Annotated in this window: 3 protein-coding genes; all 3 read left to right on the top strand. The window is 70.5% G+C overall.

Going from position 1 to position 4105, the window contains the following annotated elements; all coding sequences use genetic code 11:
- Nucleotides 1-67 precede the first annotated feature (67 nt).
- Nucleotides 68-1636 (top strand): MFS transporter, encoded by a 1569-nt coding sequence (locus tag L0H79_RS21240; protein ID WP_301486689.1) that lies wholly within the window; start codon nucleotides 68-70, stop codon nucleotides 1634-1636.
- A complete protein-coding gene (locus tag L0H79_RS21235) occupies nucleotides 1633-3402 on the top strand; it encodes an AMP-binding protein (RefSeq protein WP_301486687.1) in 1770 nt (589 codons plus the stop codon). The genes L0H79_RS21240 and L0H79_RS21235 overlap by 4 nt, the downstream gene beginning before the upstream one ends.
- A gap of 81 nt (nucleotides 3403-3483) precedes the next feature.
- Nucleotides 3484-4105, top strand: a 622-nt coding sequence (locus L0H79_RS21230) for a PaaI family thioesterase (protein ID WP_301486685.1), incomplete at its 3' end; no start/stop codon positions are given.

The following is a 4105-nucleotide window of genomic DNA, read 5'->3' as shown; positions in this document are numbered from 1 at the left end:
CCGATCCGCCATGCCCTCGACCAGCTCTGCCCTCGACCAGCTCTGCCCTCGACCAAGGAGGTCCAACATGACCACCACAACCGACCGACCGACTCTCCTGCGGACCGGAGTCGGCGCAACCCTGATGATCCTCATCCTGGCCGAGGTGGTGGCCGCCTTCGAGACGACGATGGCCATCCAGCTGCTCTACAGCCCGGGTGCCTTCTTCACCACCGACCTGACCCTGCTGGTCTGGATCGTCACCGCCTACTCCCTCGTCGGCGCGCTCGCCACCGGCTTCGTGGGACGGCTCGGTGACCAGCTCGGGCGGCGCAAGGTCCTCGTCGGGGTGCTCGCCGTCTCGGCGATCGGCTCGCTCATCAGCGCGCTCGCCCCGAACTTCGGCGTCCTCGTCCTCGGTCGTGCCCTGCAGGGGGTCAGTGCCGCCGTGCTCCCGCTGTGCTTCGGCATCATCAGGGCGACCTTCCCGAGCGTGAAGGTGGCAACAGGCATCGCCTTCGTCGGCACGTCGGCACTGCTCGCCGGCGCCGGCGGACTGCTCATCGGCGGCCTCTTCCTCGACCACGCCTCGTGGCACTACATCTTCTGGTCGGCGGCAGCCTTCGCCGCCGTCGTCGGCGTGCTCTGCGCCGCCTTCCTGCCGCGGGAACCGCGGCAGTCGCTCGCCGCGACGAGCCGGATCGACTTCGTCGGAGGCCTGCTCTTCGGCGGTGCCGTCGCTGCGGCTCTCTATGGCTTGACGATCGGCAAGGACCGTGGGTGGGCCGACCCAACGGTGCTGCTGCTGATCGTCGGTGGCCTCGTCGGACTCGCTGTCTGGGTGCTCTGGGAGCTGCGGGTCCCGGCCCCGATGATCGACGTGCGGATGTTCCGCAACCGCAAGTTCTCACTCGGCATGCTGGCCACCGCGCTCATCGCTGCCGGGCCGGTCGGCATGACCAACATCATCGTCATCACGCTCTACCGCACCCCGAGCGTCATCCCCGTCCCGGGCGGCGACCCGATCAACCTGCCTGTCGGGCTTGGCCTTTCGGCCACGATGGCCGGGGTGCTCGGCTTCGTCACCGCCGGGGCCTCCTTCGCGACCGCCCCGATCATCGGTCGCGTCTCCACGCGGTTCGGCGCCCGCACCGGCCTGATGATCGGCTCCACGATGATGATCATCGGGATGAGCATCGTGGCGCTCGCGCCGACGAGCCTGGCGGTCGTCGTCTCCGGCATCATCGTCGTCGTGCTCGCCACCGGCTTCCTCTACCCCGGCATGCCGATGGTCATCGTCGAGTGCGTCCGGCCGGAGGAGACCAGCGCTGCCACCGGCGTCAACGCCGTGATCCGAACGGCGTTCATGGCGGTCGCGGCCTCGGTCGTGGCGATCCTGCTGTCGACGTCCCCGCTCGTCCTCGGCGAACACGGCTTCACCTCTCGCACCGGCCTGAACGTCGCCCTCGGGGCGGTAATCCTCGCCTGCCTCGCGACCATCGTCGTCGCAGCGCTGATCCCGGGCGGCGGGACCGCGAAGGGCGTCCCGGCCCCCAGCACGGACGCTGCCAGACCCGAACTGTCCGGAGCCAACCCGTCGAAGGTCGACCTGACGAGGACCGACCTCACGACGTCTGGCGTGACGGAGCCGGCATGACCACCACCGCCACGACCACCGCCACCACCACCACGACCACCGCCACGACCACCGCCACGACCACCCGTGACCTGCTCGACGCTCGCGCCGACGACCCGCACCCGGGCCTCCTCTTCGAGGAATCCGCTTGGAGCTGGAGCGGGTTCGTCTCCGAGTGCCGGACCAGAGCGCACCTGCTGCTCGACCTGCGCGACCCGGACCGGCCCTTCCACGTCGGGGTGATGCTGGAGAACGACCCCGAGTACCTCTTCATGATCGGTGCTGCGGCCTATGCCGGGGCCACTGTCGTCGGGATCAACCTGACCCGGCGCGGCGAGGAGCTGGCCCGCGACATCCGCTTCACCGACTGCCAGGCCCTGGTCACCTCGAAGGAGCTGACCGGGCACCTCGACGGCGTCGACTGCGGCGTCACCGCAGCGCGCACCCTGCTCATCGACACGCCTGGGTATGCCGCTCAGATCGGCCGTTTCGCGGGCCTGTCCCGGCCGGACGTGCCCGAGGCCGCCGACCCGCAGACCCAGCTTCTGCTGATGTTCACCTCCGGGTCGACGGGTGACCCGAAGGCGGTCATCTGCACGACCGGGCGGATGTGCCGCACCGCTCAGGTGAGGCACATGGGCCTGGGCCGTGACGACGTGAGCTACAACTCGATGCCGCTCTTCCACGGCAACGCACTCTTCGCCTGCTGGGCCAACCCGCTGCTGACCGGCGGGACGTTCGCCCTGGCGCGGAAGTTCTCCGCCTCCCGGTTCGTGGACGACCTCATCCGCTACCGGGCGACGTTCTTCAACTACGTCGGGCGCTCCCTGTCCTATGTCCTGGCCCAGCCTGAACGGCCGGAGGAGGGCAGCACGTGCCTCGTCAGCTGTTACGGGACCGAGGCGTCCGACGCCGACCGCCGGGAGTTCCACCGCCGGTTCGGGGTCTGGCCCACGGAGTCGTACGGCGCGAGCGAGGGCGGCCTGTCCATCGCCCGCACCGAGGACTCACCGGCGGGTTCGCTCGGCCTGCCGTACCCGGGTGTCGACGCCGTCGTGCTCGACCCCGCGACGCTACGGGAGTGCCCGCGGGCCGAGTTCGACTCGTCTGCAAGAGTGCTCAATGGTGAGCTCGCCATCGGCGAGCTCGCGAACCTCACCGGGGCCCGCGGGTTCGAGGGGTACTACAAGAACCCCGAGGCGGCTGCCGAGCGGGTCCGTGGTGACATCTTCCTCACCGGCGACCTCGGCTACCGCGACGAGGCGGGCTTCTTCTACTTCGCAGGGCGCGGAGCCGATCGGCTGCGGGTCGACAGCGAGAACTTCTCGGCCGCCCCGGTCGAGCGGATCCTCGCGCGCCACGACGGAGTCGCGCTCGCCGTCGTCTACCCGGTGCCGGACGAGCGGACCGGTGACCAGGTGATGGCGACCCTCCAGCTGGCCGAGCCGCAGCACTTCGACCCGCAGCGGTTCGCCGAGTTCCTGGCGGCCCAGCCCGACCTCGGCACCAAGTGGGCGCCCCGCTATCTCCGGATTGCCCGCGACGTGCCCGTCACGGCGACCCGCAAGGTCAACAAGCCCGCGCTGCGCCGTGAGGCCTGGGAGGGCGCCGACCCGGTCTACCACCGCCCCGGCCGCGAGCTGGTCTACGTCCCCCTCGACAGGCAGGCCCGCGCACGGCTGCACCGCCGCTTCACCGACCAGGGACGAAGCCACCTGTTGCCAACACCGAACCACACACCCGAGGATGAGCCGGCCCGGCGGCGGCATACGGCCAGCGTTCGATGACGAGCCACGACGCCAGGTGTCGTCGAGCTCGGCGGACCGACGAGCTCGGCGACCCGACGAGTGCGCCTATCCTCAGTGCTGATGACTGAGACGCCCACCGCAGAGACCACTTCGGCAACGACCGCCTTGCACGATGCTGTCGAGCAGGCACGGGTGCTGACCGACTACCTCGTCCGGCTCGATCCGGACACGCAGGTCGCGCCCGTCGTGGCAGAGCGGCTCGCGGAGCTGGTGAGACAAGTCGCGCCGTACGCGCGTTCACCCGAGGACATGGTGTTCGGCAAGGGGCTGTCACCGGAGCGCTACCTCGACCGGTCCCCCGTGACGGGCGCGCTCAACCCCATCGCGCCGCCCCTGCACTTCTCGCTCGGCGAGGACGGGCGCGCCGCGACGACCGCGACCCTCGGCCTGCCATACCAGGGCCCGCCCGGGCGGGTGCACGGCGGGTTCGTCGCGACCCTGCTCGACCACCTCATGGGATGCGCTGCGGCGTCGGCGAGCCCGGCCTGGTCCTACACGCGCACCCTGACCGTCGACTACGACCTCGGCGTGCCGCTCTTCGCGGAGCTGGTCGTCAGCGGTCAGGTCGAGCGGGTCGAGGGCCGCAAGCTGTGGGTGACCGGCGAGATCACGTGCGACGGCACCACTCTGGCGAGGGCGCACGGGCTGTGGGTCTCGCCTCGCGACGGGTTCGGCCCGGGTG

The organism is Intrasporangium sp., from assembly GCF_030452765.1.
Taxonomy (GTDB): Bacteria; Actinomycetota; Actinomycetes; order Actinomycetales; family Dermatophilaceae; genus Intrasporangium_A.
Note: the sequence above shows the minus strand (reverse complement) of the source record. Positions and strands in the feature narration are given on the sequence as shown.

Bases quoted from the DNA above. Each gene is read 5' to 3' on its own strand.
- L0H79_RS21240 (WP_301486689.1), top strand. From the start codon at position 68: ATGACCACCACAACCGACCGACCGACTCTCCTGCGGACCGGAGTCGGC.
- L0H79_RS21235 (WP_301486687.1), top strand. From the start codon at position 1,633: ATGACCACCACCGCCACGACCACCGCCACCACCACCACGACCACCGCC.